This is a genomic window from Carnobacterium gallinarum DSM 4847 (assembly GCF_000744375.1).
Lineage (GTDB): Bacteria > Bacillota > Bacilli > Lactobacillales > Carnobacteriaceae > Carnobacterium > Carnobacterium gallinarum.
Genome location: NZ_JQLU01000005.1, coordinates 2,576,423 through 2,594,976, shown reverse-complemented (window position 1 = coordinate 2,594,976; position 18,554 = coordinate 2,576,423). Strand labels below are relative to the sequence as shown.

The window sequence follows — 18,554 nt, the reverse complement described above, 5'->3', positions numbered from 1 at the left end:
GAAATCCATTTTTACAAATGCTGATTTCTTACAGTTTTTAATTTTTTAGTTCACTAATCTTTAGTCAAAACAGCCTTTTTCACTCACTTTATTTGGTAAAGTTCTGATGGCACATGATCAAATAAAGTAGATTTTGGACCATTGCTAGTAATAACTAAATGATGCATTGCCCGAGAACAGATCGTGTACAACAATGTTCGTTCAGATTCTAAATGATAGTTGTGATTAGATGCATCTAAAACAACCACTGTATCAAATTCTAAACCTTTGGCTAGATAAGATGGAAGAACAATAATACCTTCCGTTAATTTTTGATTTTCTTTACTAATCAAGGTACTATCTATCCTAGTTTTAAGCAACTCATAAGCCTTTTCACAGTCTTCGATTGTTTTCCCGATTATCGCTGTTAAATTAGATTCTCTCTGCTTTCCTGCAACAGCCTCCACGACTGAATCAATCATTGCTGGATAACTAGAATCAATGACTACCTTTGGCAAATCACCTTTACGCTCAAAAGCTTCAATTGTGTCTGAATCAACTAAAATTCCTTTCGTAAAATTAGTGATATCTGCTGTTGAACGATATGTTTTTGTTAATTCAATCTTTTGAATACGTTCTGGATCAAATAATGGTGCAATACTATCAAATAAAGAATCCTCTTGTTTTTTATTTTTAAAAATCAATTGATTTAAATCGCCTAACATAGTAAATCGTGCATTTGGAAATAGACTTTTTAAATAAGTGATTTGTAAAGCTGAATAATCTTGAATTTCATCAATAAAAACAAATTTAATTGTGCGCATCATTTCTTTGCCTAATGTTATATCCTTCAAATACAGATACGGTACTGAATCTTCCATCATAATTTGTTTTTTATTTAATTTAGAAATAACAGAACTTTGTTCAGATTGCCATTCAGTTAGAGAGATTCCATAGGAGTCTAATTTTATTAGTTTTGGGACAACTTTCAAAAAATCAGCATATTGTGCTTTTAAATGATAGTAGCGTCTTTGATTAATCGACTTGCGTACATGTTTAAATTGTTTGCGAACAACTTTCATGGCTAAGAACGTTTGCTCTTCTTTAAAGCTCTCAAATTTCTGATTGCCACTCATACCCTTATACTCCTCTTCACTGAGAGATTCTAGTAATTCTTCAACCCATTCCTTTTTAGATTCCTTTCTAACCAGTCGGTTCAATTCATCTAATAATTTTTCAGTTGTATAAGTGAATCGTTGTGGCATTGTATAATGACTGGGAAAAGAATAAAAAATTTCAGCAACTTTCTTTTTTGTAAAAAGAATTTCTTGCTTAAATTTAATATCCTTAAAAATCATACCACCTTTTTCAAGGTATCCAGCATAGCGATCTAAACTACGATAAAAAATAGCATTTTCTTTTAAATTCAATAACTCTTGACGTTGTTTATTTTCCTTGTTTTCAAATTGTTCAAATAAACTTTCTACTCGTAATCCATGAATTCGTGCTTGAGCAAAGTCTAAAAAAGTGGTTTGAATCATATTTTTTTCACCAAGTTCTGGTAATACATTAGATATATAGTGATTAAAAAGCTTATTCGGTGAAAAAATCACTACTTGGTTTGAATCTAACCCATTACGAAAATGATAAAGCAAATACGCAATTCTTTGTAAGATTGCCGAAGTCTTTCCACTCCCTGCAGCACCTTGAACAAATAAAAGTTGACTCGTCGTATCACGAATTATTTTATTCTGCTCCTGTTGAATCGTTGAAACAATAGTTTTCATCTGTGAATTAGACTGATTCCCCAAAATATCTTGAAGCATCTCATCTCCAATTGTTTCAGTTGTATCAAACATAGCCTCAATTTGAGCATCTTTAATAATGAACTGCCGTTTTAAACTTACTTCAACTATCTGTGTACCATCTGGTGTTAAATATTCAACTTCTCCCAATGCACCATCATAGTAAACACTCGAAATTGGAGCACGCCAATCATAAATCAAAAACTCATCATTCTGATCCATAAACGAAGCTGTTCCAATATAAATCGTTTCAGATTCATTTTGCCCTTCTTGGATATCAATCCTAGCAAAATAAGGAGAACTCTTTAATTTTTTCATTGCTTTTAATTGTTTTTCAGCATGTTTATAATTTAATTCTCGTTCTTGTAATAACAGCTCCTGCTGTCGAATACTAACTTCTGTCTCAATTACATCATCAGATTCACTAACATTCACTGTAACATCTTTCCAAAAATTTGAGCGAATATCTTGTGCTTCGCCACGTACTGATTCTACAGAGTCTGTTAAAATTATTTCGCGTCTCAGAATCTCAGAAATTGTCCAATCGACACGTCTTTGCTCATAATTAAAATCATGTTCATTAACTTCCACCTAAAAACCCCCTGTAAAATTCAAAAATTAATGCTTTTTAACGACTATTTTACTGACAATATGGAATAAAATAAAAATAATTCAACCAGATAAATCGCAATATTAGCTTATCTAGTATAGCAAGAATAACCTTTATTTTCTAGTAAGTTTATTTAAACTAAGGAAATATGTATCAAAAAAAATGGAAATGGCTTAAGCAAGCCATTTCCATTTTTTAATAGTTATTATTAAAATCCACCGTTTTCAATTACAATTTTACCATAGTTTTCTACTTTAAATTCTTCAACAAATTTTTCAAAATCTGAAACAATTGTTGATGTTGCACCTTTATTCACATTAAAAGTAGTATTCGATAAAATATCCCAACTACCAGCTCTAACCGTTTGCTTATCCCAAGCATTTACAGTTAAAAAATCACCAGAAATATTAAAGCTAGTCGCGAAAGTTTGTTTTGTAGAAAATACAGGTGAACCAATTGTTTCATTTTCTACTACTAGACGAGCAGCATTATCAAAATTAAAATTAGTATCTTTAGCAGACTCAATAACTCCTGTTGCAGCTGTTCCAATAATGTTTACAGTCGCCTGAGAAGCCATGTTAAATTGACTTCCTGGTTGTTTAAAGCTGATTGCTGGTTTAGCAACTTTTGCTTCACCGTTAGACTTAACTGAAACTATCGCAGATTCACCAACATTAAACTCAGGATTCGTTTTATGCAAACTACTCTTCTCGAATTCAATTGCAGTTCCGTCTGTATTGATATTTAAGATTGCTCTAGTACCAATGTTAACTTTGTTTACTTTTCCATTAAATGCGGCACGAGCTTTATTTTTAACTTCTAAATTCACTTCTGAATTATCTTCTAAAGTTACAATCCCACCATAACCATTTGCATATGTTCCTTTAAAACGAAAAGCACTACGATCATGTCCACTGTTTGCGGCAACTCCATTTAATACAGAATTTTCAGCAAAAGTTACATGATTAACCCAACCAATTTCATCTTCAGCATCCATATTATTTGTACCTTCAAAGGTTAAATGACCATTATTTAATTGAACTAATGATTCACCGTTGAAATCATTATTTTTTGAAACAAAATCCCAACCTTTTTCACCTTTAAGGAACGTTGCCAATTTACGATAACCAACAATATTAGCATTTTCTAAAGTCATGACTGCATTACTATCAGAATTCTTAATAGAATTTCCTTTAATCCAATATTTACCTAAATTAATTGTAATAGCTTTATCTTTTGAACCATAGATACGAACATTACGAGCAGGTACTCCAGTAATTGCTTTTGGGAACGTAATATTATTATTTACAATAATCTCACTAATAGAAACATCTTTTAAAGCAGTAGCCAACTCTTCATAGGTATTTACAACTACCGAACTTTTTAACGCAATCCCTGTTGTAGAGACTCCTTCAGTAGCGTGAGCCGTTTGAGCTAATAAGACTCCTGTTGATAAAGATAGTGTTGCAATTAAAGCAACTTTTGTAATTGTTTTTTTCATAATTTTCCCCTTTTATTAACTAAATTTCAACTTTATTTAAGCCGATAAATAAATCATAACATAAAATAAACATTTTTAATTTTATCAAATTATCAAAAAATAAGGAATTTAATAATTTATGCATCCTATGTTAGTTTTTGAATTCATTACTCTTTTTTTGTAGAATTTGTTTTTCTTTTCACTGACTTATCAGCTGAATTAGTTGCTGCTCTTTTTTTATTTTGTGCTTGACGTTTTTTCTTTCTCATCAAACGTTTTCGACGCTCTTCTTTTTCTCTAGCTTTTTTCTTTTTTTTGTAAATGACTAGAGTTACAATAACAACAATCAGCAATGCACCTAAACTAACACCACCAATAATCCAATACATTGTATAATCAGGCGCTTCTAGTTCAGCTGCTTTATCATTTAATTTTTTGGCTGTTTCACTATCAATTGTAAATTCTTTTTCAAAATTCCATTCTTTTTCTGGACTATCTGATTTAGCTGCAATCGTTACTTTATAGCTACCAGCTTTATAAGCTTTATTCCCCATTCCAATTCCAAAATCAAAATTAGAATTAGGTGCCATTCTTAGCCCGTTTTTAGTCGTTTCATAAAGAACTTCTTTACTACCCTTTTTAGAAACTTTCGCAGTAATATCAAGGTTATCAATAATCCAAGACTCTGTATTAGATAGATTTGCCTTAATTGTATTAATCCCCATGACTTGTCCTGCATAAGCTTTATTCAATTTCATATCAGGAATAACTACATTTTCATTTTCAATTAAAACAATACCAAAGTTATATCGAATAACATTTTTTATTTTCATGCCACCTTCAGAATCTTTGTCGGCTTTTTCTTTGTCATTATTCTCTTTTAAACTAATATTAATCCCACCAATAATCATACCATCGTATTCTTCAGCAGGCATTTTCACTTTAATAAAAATTGATTTTGTAGAATTGGGATCAATAGTGGCTGTTTTATCTGTTGAAGCAATTTTTGAAAATGGATATTTCAAGGTTTTATCAAATTTTTTCAAATCATCTGGATAATCAATAATTCCACCATCATTTGTAATACCTGAAGCTAAACTAATATCAACGGTTTGTGCCTTATCTGAACCATTGTTTAATTTGACTTCAAGTTCTTGCTCTTGACCAGGAGTCATTTTCAAATAGAAATACGATGCTTCCTTTTTGTATTGATTTTCTGGTAAAACTACATTTGCCGAAATAGGAACTGAACTATCTTCATTAGCAGCATAAGCTTTTTGTGGCAAGTAAGTTGTTAGTAACACCATTATTGTAAATAAAATTGAAAAAATTTTAGATTTTTTCATCCTGTAATCGCTCCTTCAATTAAGTATCTTTAACTATAAACTTACTCAGTATCATTTATTGGATAGCTTCTTAAACAGTCATTCATAATTATTCAAAATATTCATTTAGTTTATAGCTATAATTCAATATACTTTACCTATAAGTTTTTCTTTTTACAAATCAGTCGTCATATTGATCGTTTTGATGAACGCTTATATCCATTACATACTCTATTCCTATGTATTTAAGATAGTTGGGAATCAAATTAATCAGCAAAAATTGATTAAAAAATTCGGGCAAGCAAAATGCCCGAATTTAGATCATCTATTTTTAATTTAGATAGAATCTGCTAATGTCCAAGTTAAAGTAGATTCATATTTCTCTCCATTAACTTTGATATCATTAGTTGGAACATGCAAACTAACTCCAGAATTCAAATCAGTTTCAGTGTATGGAGTACTTTCGTTATAACCATCAGCTAAAACAATTGAAGAAATAGTTGAGTTTGTATTTTTTCCAGCTTGTACTTGTAAAACATCAAGTGATCCACCAGATGTTGGAATAATTTTTGTAGCTCCAATACCTGATAATATATTTGCCGTTTCAACTGGTAACTGCTCATCATAATAGTTATTTGTAATTGTTCCTTGATCCAAAGAAATATAAGTATTGTTTAATTTTGGATTTGTTGTTGATACAGTAGGACTAAATACAGTTCCAGAAACCGTAAGTTTCCAAGTAGCCGTCATACTTCCTCGAGCGTCAGCAACTTGTACAAAATGCGGAATATATTTCACTTCTATTCCTTCTGTATATCTTTCAACAGTTGGATGATATACTTTCTTAGCTGTTGAAATTTTTTGTGTTCCGAAATGCATATATGGAACATGATTAATTCTTAATGGACCCGTTGTACTTCCACCTTCTTCAGGAGTAATAATTAATTCAGGAGTACCAGGTTTAATAACCTCACCAATAGTCGAGTCATCATCTATTTCAAACTGTACATCAGCATTTGTTGGAACAGCAGATGCTACAGTATTAAAAGATACTACTGATAAAGCAATTGCTGCGAAACCAATCATTGCAAATTTATTTTTTTTCATTTTTTTATTTCCTCCATTATTTTAAAGAATAGCTAGAATAAGATAAAATCCTATTCTAGCTCAAGTTTAATTTTTAACTATTTTTTACCATCCACCAGCGATGAATTTAACTTTTCCATAATTATCCATTTGGAAATTTTCAACTGCATCTGTATTCACTGATTGAACTTCCCCATTAGCATTACCAGTAATGCTAGTAGTAAATGTTCTTACACCATTAAAAGCATGGTCCTCAACTTCAGTATACTCTGCTCCTGTTTTTCCCCAAGTACTAATAGCAGATACGTTTACAGCTTTAATTTCAGTTTTTGAAGCATTGAATAATGGAGCATCTGCTAAATTATTTGTTACTTCAAAATTGTAGGCAGCATTAATATTGAAGTCTACGAAATTATATTTACTTTCAATAACACCATATTTTGAATTTCCTGTAACTTTTAATTCAGAACCTTGATCTAAATTAATGTTAGTACCATATTGTTGGATTTTCATTGCAGCATATGATCCACCACCACGACCATTAAAGTTAACATTAGCGCCATCTTGAATATTTAATGATGGTTCTTCTGGGAAATCAGCACGTGGAATAAATTGGAAAGCTACTCCAGCAGCATCTACGTTAAATTTAACGCCTTTACCAACGTTTACTTGATATACTTTGTCATAAAATACTGGATAGAAATAGTTTTTATCGTTTTCAGGTGAAATAACTACATTTACTTCAGCATTATCTTCAATTTGAACTTTACCGTCTGCGTTACCTCCACTTAATTCACCGTTGAAATAAAATGCAGAAAATTGACCTTTTGTTGCTGCAGTTCCGTTATATTTTGAACCAGCTTTAAATACTAGATTATGAACCCAAGCATTTTCAGCTCCTGTATCAATTTTGTTTGTTCCATCAAATACTAATGTACCTTCTGATAAATGTACAAAACGAGCTCCTGTATAAGTTACATCTTTAGCATTTACATCCCATCCGTAGCTCCAAGGACCATTACCAGTTCCACCGGTAAAGAAGCGACCTACTCCTGCATCACCAGTAATATTAGCATTTTGAATTGCAAATACATTACTACCTTTAGTATTTTGTTTGCCATAGATTGAATAAATATTAGAATCAATGACAACTCCTTGATCTGCATTACCATTAATTACTAAATCACGATTTGGGATTTTAGTAATATTTCCAGTAAATTTAATACTACTCATTACTTTAATTGATGTTACGTTTTCATCTTTTAAAGCCGCTTTAAATTCATCAATCGTGTTAACTTCTGTGTAGCTTGTAGGTACTACAACTGTTAATGCTGGACTTGAAACTTTTGCTGCTTCTGCTGTGTCAGCATTTAATGCTAATCCAGCTCCTGTTGCTAATACAAGTGCACATAACCCAACTAGGACAAATTTATTTTTCTTCATGTTCAATTACTTCCTTTTCTAATTTATATTTTGTTACAGTGTTACCATAATATTTTCAATTTAGAACTAGTTTAAATTGATGATGAAACTGTCCAAGTTAAAGTAGATACGTATTCTTTTCCTACTAAAGCTCTGTCTGAAGCTGGTTTTACTAAAACAACTCCAGAATTTTTACCATCTAATTTTCGATCAATTACTCCACTTACTTCTACTTCATCCTCTGGAGCAGAATATGAAGTTCCTTCTGTGTAGGCAGTGTTAAACACAATTGAAGATTTAGAACCTTCAGTATTTGCCCCTGCTTTTGTACCAAAAATAGTAAGTGAACCAGTAGTTGGAATTGTACCACTTGTTACATCAAATCCTTCTAAACGCGTAGCTGTTTCAGCTCCACTTCCAGTCAAATCAAATGGTGCATAATCATACACATTATTGGTTAATTTTTTCTCTCTTAATTGAATGCTTGTATTATCTAATCTTTTTTCAGTTGCTGTACCTTTATCTGCTGTAAAAACAGTAGCAGATACACTCACATTCCAATCAGCTTCAGCCCCACGTTCATCTGTCACTTGAACAAAGTTTGGAATATAAGATTGAACTGCTCCAGTTTTATAGCCTTCATTCTTAGCCCAGAACTCTTGGCTTCCTGAACGATAGAATACACTACCAAAATCAAAATCAGGTACATGTTCCATTCTTAACGTACCTGTAGTCAGATTACCAGTATCTGTAGTAATTTCTTCATCTGGTGTATCTGGTTTTACAGTTGGACCACTTGGATCCGTTGGTGCTTTAAATTGTACTTTCCCTGTTGTGTCAGCTGATGTAGTTGCTGCTTCAGCTGATAAACCTAAACCTGTTAATCCGACACTTGCAACTAATGCAATGACTGCTACTTTTGTTAATTTCATTTTATCATCCTCTTTCTTGTTAATTAATTATTAAATAGATTAAATTGAATCACTCAATGTCCAAATTAAGTTGCTTTCATAGTTAACTCCAATTTGAACATTATCGCCATTCGCTTTATCTAGAATAACCCCATCATTGTATGTGTTAACTTCATATGAATCTAAGTTTTCAGGAAGATATGCAGAATTGAAAACCGTAGATGTTTTAGAACCATTTGTTGTTTGCCCAGTTTTTGTTGATAAAATCTGAACATTTGTTGTGCCATCTGTTGGGATTGTTGCTTCTGTCCCAGTAAAACCATCTACTAAAGTAGTTGCAGCTACAACAGGTGTAGCAAAATCACCAACTGAGTTAAAAAATGATTGTTGTTTCAAAATGATTTTTGAATTAATCAATTCTGGTGCAACAGCTGCTGTATCCTTAAATGTAGTTGAAGTAACATTTAATTTCCAAGTTCCATCTACTAATCCACGTTCATCTGTGACTTGAACGAAATGTGGAATAGCACGTTTTACTGTTGGTTCTGCAGGTTTTGTATACTCTTCAAGAAGTGCAGGGTGAGTAGTTTTTCCTGTTTTAAATTTAATTGTTCCAAATTTAATATCAGGTACAGACTCAAGTCTTAATGGTCCTGTTGAACTACCGCCACCTTCTGGAATAATTGTATTGTCATCTGTATCTTCTTCTCCTGGTACAATTACTGTACCTGTTTCAGTATCACCAACTACTTCAAATACAACACTACCTCTTGTTGGTACTCCAGGTTGATCCGCTGCTGATGCGAATGTTGGTAATAAAATCCCACTTAATAATACTGCTGCTAAAACTTTTTTCTTCATAATGTTTTCCTCCTAATTTTTAATTAAATATTATCTGAAATAGTCCAATTTAATGTTGAAACATATGGTGTTGCAGTGCTAGCCTTAATAATTTGTCCCGCTGGAATAGTTAGTTGAATTGCTGGATTACGTCCAGCTTTAGTCACATCAATTGCACCAGTAGTTCCCGTACCATCTTTTCCTTGTCCAGAAGTTTTTACAGCTTCTGTTCCCATAGGCATTGTCCAGATTCCATAACCTTGACCTACAGCAGCATCCATCAAAACATGTGATTGATTATCGCTAATAGACATTGGAGTTGTTGAAACTTTTGGAAATACTGTAGAATCTACAATTTTACTACCAGAATGAATACTAAAATCATTCATAGTAATAATCGTATTTTCAATTTTATCTGTTCCAGAAGTAAAAATACCATCAGTTTTAACAGATACTTTAAATCCTTGAGTTCCTCCACGAACGTCTGTTACTTGTAAATAGTTCGCAATATCTGATACAACTGTTTCACCAAACTTAGTTCCACGTACAAACTCTGCATAATAATTTTGTCTAGTAGCAACAATTTTATTATTATTACCAAAATGCAGGATTGGAGCTACATCAATTCTTAATGCTCCTACCGTTGAAACTGGTGGTTCAACTAAGTCAACAGGCTCATCAATATCTGGATTTTCTGATTCCAAAGGTGGTGTTGTACCTGTTTCATCTTTTTCAAATCCGATATCACCTTTTGTCGGTACTGATTCTTCAACAGCAGCAAGCACTGGTAATGCTGCAGAAAATAGCATTAATGCACTTACTGTCGAAATTAAACTTATTTTTGTAAATTGTTTTAAACTCATTATTCTCCTCCTATAAACCCTAATTATATTAATTGATTCACTTTAACCGCTATAAAATTAATTAAATTGAATCACTTAATGTCCATGTTAAACTTGTAGTATAAATTCCTTTTTCTTTAGGTGTATCTTTTGGAACAAACAAAGAAATACTAGATTTCCCTTCAGTAGCATCACTACCAAAGTTCACGCTCCAACTTCCCATGCCAGTTCCTTTTTCAGCATTAACTACTAGAGCTTCGTGAGAATCACTTATAGGAATCGACTCTTTTTTTATGCCTGTAGGTGCTGAATTCACTTCATCCAAAGTAACAATTTCTGTATTTTGTAATGAAATAAAAGCGCCAATCAACTCTGTTCCATTAGCATTTTTTAATTTTCCATTTTGTTTTACTGTTAAACGCCATCCAGAATTCGTGCCACGATTATCTGTCATTTCAATAAAGTTAGGTCGTTCAATTTGTTCATCTGTTCCATCATCAAGGGTTGCTTTATCTAGAAGTGCATAAAAAGTAACTTCCTCTTCAGAAAGATCGTGAGAACCAAAAACAATATCAGAAGCATAATTTAAAGCTAATGGACCTGGTGTTGGTGGCTTTGTAGGCTTAATTGGTTTTGATGGGTCTGAAGGATCAACAGGATTTGTACTATCAGTGTTTTCTATAAAACCTAAATCTGCATCATTATCAATTGTTCCACCCTCAGCTGCTATTACTATCGGCGGAGAAGTTAAAAGCAAGCCCAAACTGGCTAATGCTGTCATGTTTATTAATTTTTTTAGATTAACAACCATTCATTTCTCCTCCTTTTCTAATTGGCTTAGCTTTCATAAAAGTTAAACCAATTCCGATAATAAAAATACCAACAAATGCAGCCAGGCTATCTGTTTGTGATTCTCCAGTTTGTGGTAATTTCCCTCCTGGTATAGGGGTAGGCGTTCCCGGAATTACTGGTGGATCCGGGACTTTTGGAGGATCTGGCTTCTTAACAGTTACTTCTCCAGTGAATTCTATTCCGACATTTGAATCCATTGTACTAGCGGATGCTGATATTGAGCTGTTTAGCCCAATAATTAAACCACTTAATACTACTAATCCAAACAGCAAATTCCTTTTAGAATGGAGAAATTTAAAATTTTTCATCATTAATCTCCTCCCTTAAGGTCCTTCACTTAATGTCCATGTAATCTCACCAGAATACGATGTTCCTGTTAAATTTAATCCAGCCCTTTGGTTTAAGAATAACCCTTGTCCAGCACTATTCTCCCAAGTAATTGGTTGACTAGTTAATGGACTCGTATTTTCGTGTACCGGTGTAAACCCATTGTTAAGAACATGTCTCTTATTCTCTTTATCAACAAAAATAATCTCACCATTTAAAGTTGACCGTCCATTGGTTGAAGTAAATGGTCGACTAATTTCTGCAAAAATTTTCCATCCAGAGTTAGCTGTACCACGCGTATCTGTAATATTTACAGCAAAATTTTCAGTAGGATTACGAATCACAGAACCTGTGCTAATTAAGTCATTCGTTCCAAAATCAATCGTAGGTGATGCCTTAAAATCAAGTTTTCCTTCAGTAACATTTAATGTCATAAACTGTTCTGGAATACTAACAGCTTCATCTCGTGAATTCAAACCACTAACTTGAACAGAAGTTTTTACTTGGGCGATTGCCACTGCATCAATCATTACATTCGCAGTATAGCTAAAACGAATCCGGCTATTTGCTGCCATAAATTGATATTGAGGATCATTTGTTTCAAAAATAATTTGATTACCAACTTTACTAAATTGAGTCAAACTATCTGGAGTCACTTCAATATCCGGTTGCCCTGGTCGAACAATAACTGCTTTATCTGGTATAATTTGAATAGTATCTAAGCCATTTGGAATCGTTACAACGATTTTTTGATTTTTCCAAATCGTATAATCATTATTCAATGTACTTTGAATCGTAAAACGAACCGTATTTCCAGGTTTTACATTGCTATTTTCTTCCCAAGATATACCATCAGGCAGTTGTTTTTCAATTTTTGGTTCTAACGTAATAGTAGGACTTTCATAATCAAGAACTGTTAGCTGAGATGTATCTGTTCCAGTAACTATATCTTGATTGCTATCTTGTCCACTAATCTCTACAGTAGATGTATAAATTTGACCTAGTGCATTATCTAGAACTTTAGTATCAAAACTTAAATAAATAGGAGTTGTTGAAGTTACAGATTGTGCCAAAGTTGCAGTAATTTTACGATCTGCAGTAATGTTTATCGACGTAGTAGCGATAGCATTAACACCATCATTTAAAGAAATTGCTCCTTCTGTCGGCAATTCAACACCATCTGGTACTGTCATGGTAATGACAGGATTGTTCCAAATAGAACCATCTATTCCTTTAGTTATTTTTGCTTGTAAGGTTAATTGATCCTTGATCTTTGCATTTTGATTTTTAGAAAATCCAAGATTTTGTGTTGTGTTTTTAATTAAATTTTCAATTTTGAAAACAGGAATAGGATCATCATTAGCAATCACGATATTGACAGTGATTTCTTTCTTTTCACCACGGGCCGTTTCAACAATTACAACAATTGTGGCATTTCCTCTATTACTAGTATCTGGTAATGTCCCTGGTTTAAACGTATAACTTAATGGTCCATCAAGTGGAGAACTAGTGTCTGTTCTACCATTCATAACAAAGTCTTCAGCATTCTGTTGGTTCCAATCGGTTCCAATTGGTACTTTCTTTCCGTCCTGTGGATCTGCATCTGGTTTCCCTTTATACAACATATAAGAAATTGCTTCATCAGGAGTAAGAACTTCTGAATTCTGGATAACTACACCTAGATTAGGATTCCCAGTATCAAATGTATTGGTTGCTTGTAAAGGAACTTGCAAGTAACTATCTCCTTGATTATATTGTTTATCTCTAGGTCCTTTATTGCCACCTAGGTACTCTGCAATATTAAAGATATTATTGGGAGTTGCCTCAACAAAGACACGGTAAGTTTTCCCATTAAATTCTGTGCTAGCTGAATCATTGGCAGTGAGTACTAGTTTATTTTTACTAGCACCATTATCTCCGTAAGATGGAGTAAACAAGGCCGTCTCAATAGCGCCATCTAATTCATTTTTTACAACAAGCGAAGTTAAATCAAAATCATATTCTGCTGGAAGTTCTGATGTTAATTCAAAACTCTTAGCATAGTATTTTGCTAATTGTGCAGGAACACTTTGCAAGATTTCATATTTAAGCCTCATAGGATTTTCTTCAGTTCTTGTACCAATTACTTCAGGTATGGTTGGAAAAATCCGAACTAATGGAGCTTGATTATACATGACAATCATTCCATTTATTCCTCCACCAGTTTGTGATGTCATTGTGATTGGGTATTCAGAAATATCATCAAATAAAGTAGTAACATATGTGCCTAATCCAGGATTAGGTATTGATACACTTGTTCCCCATAGTCGCATAGAATCAGCATCTGAAGGTTCATCTTCTCTATATTCAATTGTTGCGGATGATGTGGCAAACAAACTTGACATATGTTTTGAATCCATTTTAATATCTGTTTGTTTTAATTCATTAATATTTTGAAAATTCCACATTCCTGACATATTTGTGATTTTATTTCCTGTTTCGTTATCAAAAAACTCATAATGATACTTATATTGATCATTTCTTGAAGAATTTTTAGGTGTTCCAACAGCCATAAAGAAATTACCATACGTATTAGTACGTTGGTATTGCACATCTTTATTACTAAAATCTGGTGTAGCAACCCCAAATCCAACTTTAGGATTTGCTGTTATTACTTCATCTATAAAAATTTTAGTATCAACCCATTTTCCACGATACTTTCCAATTTTCTGAGCGAGTACATACCTTTCGGCTGTTGGATCAGTTAATTGACTTGTGTTAGAAAAAACGTATCCCCATAATAAATCTGAATCAGTATTTCCAGTATTATCAGTAATACCTTCCCCAACAGCTACATAAGTTGTTTCAGGATATAGCTGCATAACAAAAGAGTTTTTCCCGGGAATGACATAATCCGTATTATCTTCTACCAATTTAACCCCTGGCCGATCCATTATGTTTATATAATCAGGCCATCTAGTTGGTGTACTATATGGAGTGATGATAGTGTCTAGTAGACTAGGTTCTAATTGAGATGTTGCATCTAAATTAGCAAGTTTATCTTCAACACTTAACTCAACTGGTTCCGCTGTTAAGTTAGCCAATGATGCTGATAGTTGATAGTTACCTGCATCATTAGCAATTAGGGCAACTTTAAAGTTGTTTGTTGTTTCTCCTTCTATAATAGAAGATATTTCAAATTGTGCTTTTTCGGAATTCCAAATTAAGTCTTTAGCTATTCCGTCATTTAACTGCTTTGTTTTTTCTTCATCAATAGTTAAACCAATAGGAATTGGAACTATAATTTTATCAGAATGTTGAATTTCTGATTGATAAGTAATTGTAGCAGTTGCTGCATCACCAGTTGATAGTTTAGTTTTATCTATTGCCATTATTAAACTAGAGTCTGCTTGCACTCGATTTTTTGAAGTAGTACCAATAAACTGACCAATCGCGTTAGTGGCACTCACTGTTAATAAGAAAGCAACAATTACGATAATAAATTTACTCTTCTTATAAGAAATCATTCTACCTCCTCCTTAATTTACTCCTTTAAACTTTTAAACAGTTCATAATTATCTCTATTCACCACATCCTTGAAAACAAATCTCATCCAAGACCAATTTAGAAATCGACTTGCAAAAAAAGCTTCTCTATAATAGATAATCACGTATACTCTTACTTTTATAATAGTTTTAAAATAAACTACCCATAAATTAGTCATCAAAAATATATTGAAAAAAGCAAGTATATACAAAAATTTAAGTGGCCTAGAGTGTGAACCACAGACTATAGTTTAACTTAAAATTTAAAGATTTAATTTTAGAATAAATCCATTTTTTAATAAAATAACTAAAAACATTAAAAACTGATTCTTTTTTTAGAAAAATTTTTTATAATTTTTTTTCATCTTAATTTTTTAACCTTTAAAATTTAAGAGTTGTCTTCCACAATCAAAAAATAGGCAGCTAAGAAATTCATTTTCTTAGCTGCCTATGTTCATTGACTACTTATTGCAATTGAAATTCATTGACTTCCTTAATATTCTTCTTTACTTTTAGTAATAATATTTCCTTAATAGCCAAGTTAATTGAAAGAACTTCATTTTCGTTAGGATTTTCTCCCCATATAATTATTGTAGCTTCTTGATTTACAATACCTGCATACATCCGATCCGAAACGATTAAATCAACATTTTCTAGTTGATCGGCAAACTCAATATTGTAACCACCAGATGTTTGCCTAATTAAACGTTCTAACCGACCCATTTCTTTATTTCCATGAATCGAAATCAAATAGATACGAACTGGATTTTTTTCAATATCGACCTTGATAAATTTTCTTGCAATTAATTTATAATTTGGCAACATTCGATTTTTTTGACTAAAAATATCTTTGTATTTTCTATTTGAAATTAATTTTTCATAAAAATAATCCATCAAAGAATCATAAATATCTTCAGAATTATTTGATTTTATTTCACCTGGTTCATCATAAAAAAAGCCATCAATATTTCCTTCAAAAAAGTAAACTCCTGCATGCAAATGTACTAAATTAGCATAAATTGCACCATATTCTGCAGCTGTTAAGGATAGATTAAATAAATCTATCCATTCTTTCAACCAATAGTTTGTTACTTCAAAGAGTTCATTTTTCTTATTTTGCGAAAATACTAAGGTCTCGCTGATTAATAAATCATTGATTTCAAATGAAGTGTTTGAATAGTAAATACTATAGAAGAACTTGATTTCATTGATTAATTGACCATGTTCTAATTGTGGAAATAAAGTTTGAAATTCAGTCAGTACTTGAGCTTCAAAAGAACTATATGCAGTACTGTCTTCAATAATAGGATCATAAAGCTCTACATGTTCAATGACATGGCCAAGTTCTATCCTTGTCGCTATGACTCCTAACCAAAAAGCAAAAGATTCCCACTCTGATATATACATAGCTTTTCTTCGGATTTTTTCAATCAAACCAATTAAAGAGGTGAATTTTTCTTTATCAATACCTTTAAAAGGCCATTCAGTTCCCCAATATGTTCCCCAATAAAAATGATAAAAAAAATAGCGAATTTGCTTTTCTTCGCCTTCAAAGGTTGCTATATTATTTGATTTAAACTCAATTTGATAGCTTTTTAATAAGGGCTTTATCTCATTTAAACGCCCATATAAAGTACTATAACTAATATAGTTGGCATTTGAAAATGTTGCTATATCAACAAATTCTTCGTTAAATATTGCACAACATGCTTTAAATATATAGGATTGCTTTAAATAAGTTAATTTTATTGTTTCAAGAGAAAAACTGGGCTCTTTCTCTAGATACAGAGTTTTATCAGGATTTATCACTAACTTAATCTGATCTTTCCAAGGTTCTAGTTCAATCTGTAAAGTTTGAATCATTTTAACAATAGTTTTATTGTTATAGCCCAATTCTTTTTCTAGTTCTTTAATCATAAACGATTTTTTTTGGGAGTAGAGTAACGACAGTAGGTATAGCTTTCTTAAGGAAATTTTTTCCAAAAATACATTCAACTTTTATCAATCCTTTCTAGTAAATAATGATTACTTTTTAATAATAAATCAAAGGATTCTTAGCTTTACTTTAGAATTCCAGATTCAAATATCTAGTATAAGTATACCGAATCCGCAACTTATTTCTCTTTAAATATTTGCCATTTTTTCATCATTTTTTTAAACAAGCAAACCTTAAAAAATTAAAATGTTATTATAGAATTTAAAATAACTTTATAAAAAACTCTAAATGTTGATATTATTGAATTTAATCAAATATAAATAACTATCGAAATTTATTTTCAATTTTTGTATTTCTAACGAAAGTAATTTTTTCACAAAATAAAAATGTAATTTATTTAATTTATGCTCATTTTTATCATTTTTACAATTAAATAACATGCTACTGTTTTTTTAGAAAACTTCTAAAATAATAGAATATTTTTAAACATCAGTAATATAGGCTTTAAAATGATTTCTAATACTCTTAGCTATCAAAAAAATGGTATAATAAGTTGAATTCTTTCTAAACGATTAAATTAAGGAGATGCTTTATGAGTAAAAAAAATAAATGGTTTCTAGGAATTGTTTTAGCCATTGGGCTTGGCATTTTTATTTGGGAATTTAGACAATTATCATTTTCTCAAGTTTGGCAAGAATTAAAGCAACTTAATTGGGGCTGGATTTTAATTGCATTGGTTTCTATGTTAATCTATTGGGGAATAAAAGCAAAAGTTATTCAGACATTATTACGAAGAAGGTATAAAAAATATAAGTTCACAAACGCTTATAAAGTTTCGTTAATTGAAGATCTATTTAATGCCATTACTCCATTTTCTACTGGTGGCCAGCCGGCTCAACTAGTTGCCTTAAATAAAACTGGGGTGGATGTTGGAATAGGCAGCTCCGTTTTATTAATGAAGTTTGTCGTATATCAAGGAATGATTGTAGTTGTTTTCGCAGTTTGTGTTTTATTTGGCTATCAAGCTTTAAGTACACAATTGTCTCAGCTTTCTCTTTTAATTATTTTTGGTTTGCTCATTCATATCGGTGTGATTATCATGTTATTGCTAATTACCTTTAAAGCCAGCTGGTTAAAAGCACTTATTCACTGGGTATTAAAATTTGCAACAAAATTTAAAGAACCTGCTAAAATCAATCAATGGGAAGATACTTTAATTGAAAAAATTAATTTATTTTATGAAGAAAGCTTGTATATCAGAAGAGAAAAAAAATTGTTATTGGAGGTTTGCCTTCTTACACTGATTCAATTATTTTTCTACTTTATTGTTCCCTATTTTATTCTGTTAAGTCTAGGCGTACATCATACGAGTATTTTAACCATTATTAGCCTACATGCTTTTATCGTTTTGATTGTATCTATGTTTCCAATTCCAGGTGGGGCTGGTGGGGCTGAATATAGCTTTACATTACTATTTGGAGGATTTATTCTTAATCAGGAAAAATTAATCATCGCGTTGATTTTATGGCGAATTTTTACTTATTATCTAGGTATTTTCTTGGGTGTATTTGCATTAAAATTAGAGGAAAGTGAACCATTAGAAAAAGACTAATCC

Annotated in this window: 13 protein-coding genes; 1 reads left to right on the top strand and 12 read right to left on the bottom strand. The window is 31.8% G+C overall.

Going from position 1 to position 18,554, the window contains the following annotated elements:
• Positions 1–83 precede the first annotated feature (83 nt).
• The 12 genes from helD to BR43_RS16675 all read right to left on the bottom strand — a co-directional run bounded on the left by helD (position 84) and on the right by BR43_RS16675 (position 16,986).
• Positions 84–2,375, bottom strand: coding sequence for an RNA polymerase recycling motor HelD (gene helD, locus BR43_RS16730; protein WP_034564025.1), 2,292 nt, complete (start codon positions 2,373–2,375; stop codon positions 84–86).
• A gap of 227 nt (positions 2,376–2,602) precedes the next feature.
• The gene (locus BR43_RS16725) at positions 2,603–3,895 is read right to left on the bottom strand and encodes a pectate lyase-like adhesive domain-containing protein (protein WP_034564023.1); all 1,293 of its coding nucleotides are present in this window, start codon (positions 3,893–3,895) and stop codon (positions 2,603–2,605) included.
• A 146-nt stretch (positions 3,896–4,041) separates the two neighbouring features.
• Positions 4,042–5,220 (bottom strand): WxLIP family cell surface protein, encoded by a 1,179-nt coding sequence (locus BR43_RS16720; protein WP_034564020.1) that lies wholly within the window; start codon positions 5,218–5,220, stop codon positions 4,042–4,044.
• Between the two features lie 315 nt (positions 5,221–5,535).
• Positions 5,536–6,306, bottom strand: a complete 771-nt coding sequence (locus BR43_RS16715; protein ID WP_034564019.1) for a WxL domain-containing protein — start codon at positions 6,304–6,306, stop codon at positions 5,536–5,538.
• A gap of 84 nt (positions 6,307–6,390) precedes the next feature.
• Positions 6,391–7,728 (bottom strand): pectate lyase-like adhesive domain-containing protein, encoded by a 1,338-nt coding sequence (locus BR43_RS16710; protein ID WP_034564016.1) that lies wholly within the window; start codon positions 7,726–7,728, stop codon positions 6,391–6,393.
• 71 nt (positions 7,729–7,799) lie between these two features.
• Positions 7,800–8,639: a WxL domain-containing protein gene (locus tag BR43_RS16705; RefSeq protein ID WP_034564014.1), complete on the bottom strand. Its 840-nt coding sequence runs from the start codon at positions 8,637–8,639 to the stop codon at positions 7,800–7,802.
• A gap of 39 nt (positions 8,640–8,678) precedes the next feature.
• Entirely contained in the window at positions 8,679–9,479 is an 801-nt protein-coding gene (locus BR43_RS16700; protein ID WP_034564011.1) for a WxL domain-containing protein, read from the bottom strand.
• 23 nt (positions 9,480–9,502) lie between these two features.
• Positions 9,503–10,321, bottom strand: a complete 819-nt coding sequence (locus BR43_RS16695) for a WxL domain-containing protein (protein WP_034564009.1) — start codon at positions 10,319–10,321, stop codon at positions 9,503–9,505.
• 61 nt (positions 10,322–10,382) lie between these two features.
• On the bottom strand, positions 10,383–11,111 hold the full coding sequence (locus BR43_RS16690; RefSeq protein WP_034564007.1) for a WxL domain-containing protein: 729 nt from the start codon (positions 11,109–11,111) through the stop codon (positions 10,383–10,385).
• On the bottom strand, positions 11,101–11,460 hold the full coding sequence (locus BR43_RS20505; RefSeq protein WP_245617881.1) for an EF2685/EF0750 family sortase-dependent surface protein: 360 nt from the start codon (positions 11,458–11,460) through the stop codon (positions 11,101–11,103). Before BR43_RS20505 ends, BR43_RS16690 begins: the two co-directional genes overlap by 11 nt.
• A 15-nt stretch (positions 11,461–11,475) precedes the next feature.
• Positions 11,476–14,985 (bottom strand): WxL domain-containing protein, encoded by a 3,510-nt coding sequence (locus BR43_RS16680; RefSeq protein WP_034564003.1) that lies wholly within the window; start codon positions 14,983–14,985, stop codon positions 11,476–11,478.
• A gap of 483 nt (positions 14,986–15,468) precedes the next feature.
• Positions 15,469–16,986 carry an AcpB/EbpR/MafR family transcriptional regulator gene (locus BR43_RS16675; RefSeq protein ID WP_245617913.1) on the bottom strand — a complete coding sequence of 506 codons (1,518 nt, stop codon included), beginning with the start codon at positions 16,984–16,986 and terminating at the stop codon, positions 15,469–15,471.
• Positions 16,987–17,531: 545 nt separating this feature from the next.
• Here BR43_RS16675 and BR43_RS16670 point away from each other — a divergent pair.
• Entirely contained in the window at positions 17,532–18,551 is a 1,020-nt protein-coding gene (locus tag BR43_RS16670; RefSeq protein WP_034564000.1) for a lysylphosphatidylglycerol synthase transmembrane domain-containing protein, read from the top strand.
• The last annotated feature ends 3 nt before the right edge of the window (positions 18,552–18,554 follow it).

Bases quoted from the DNA above. Each gene is read 5' to 3' on its own strand.
- BR43_RS16695 (WP_034564009.1), bottom strand. From the start codon at position 10,321: ATGAGTTTAAAACAATTTACAAAAATAAGTTTAATTTCGACAGTAAGT.
- BR43_RS16710 (WP_034564016.1), bottom strand. From the start codon at position 7,728: ATGAAGAAAAATAAATTTGTCCTAGTTGGGTTATGTGCACTTGTATTA.
- BR43_RS16715 (WP_034564019.1), bottom strand. From the start codon at position 6,306: ATGAAAAAAAATAAATTTGCAATGATTGGTTTCGCAGCAATTGCTTTA.
- BR43_RS16700 (WP_034564011.1), bottom strand. From the start codon at position 9,479: ATGAAGAAAAAAGTTTTAGCAGCAGTATTATTAAGTGGGATTTTATTA.
- BR43_RS16720 (WP_034564020.1), bottom strand. From the start codon at position 5,220: ATGAAAAAATCTAAAATTTTTTCAATTTTATTTACAATAATGGTGTTA.
- BR43_RS16670 (WP_034564000.1), top strand. From the start codon at position 17,532: ATGAGTAAAAAAAATAAATGGTTTCTAGGAATTGTTTTAGCCATTGGG.
- BR43_RS16680 (WP_034564003.1), bottom strand. From the start codon at position 14,985: ATGATTTCTTATAAGAAGAGTAAATTTATTATCGTAATTGTTGCTTTC.
- BR43_RS16705 (WP_034564014.1), bottom strand. From the start codon at position 8,639: ATGAAATTAACAAAAGTAGCAGTCATTGCATTAGTTGCAAGTGTCGGA.
- BR43_RS16725 (WP_034564023.1), bottom strand. From the start codon at position 3,895: ATGAAAAAAACAATTACAAAAGTTGCTTTAATTGCAACACTATCTTTA.
- BR43_RS20505 (WP_245617881.1), bottom strand. From the start codon at position 11,460: ATGAAAAATTTTAAATTTCTCCATTCTAAAAGGAATTTGCTGTTTGGA.
- BR43_RS16690 (WP_034564007.1), bottom strand. From the start codon at position 11,111: ATGGTTGTTAATCTAAAAAAATTAATAAACATGACAGCATTAGCCAGT.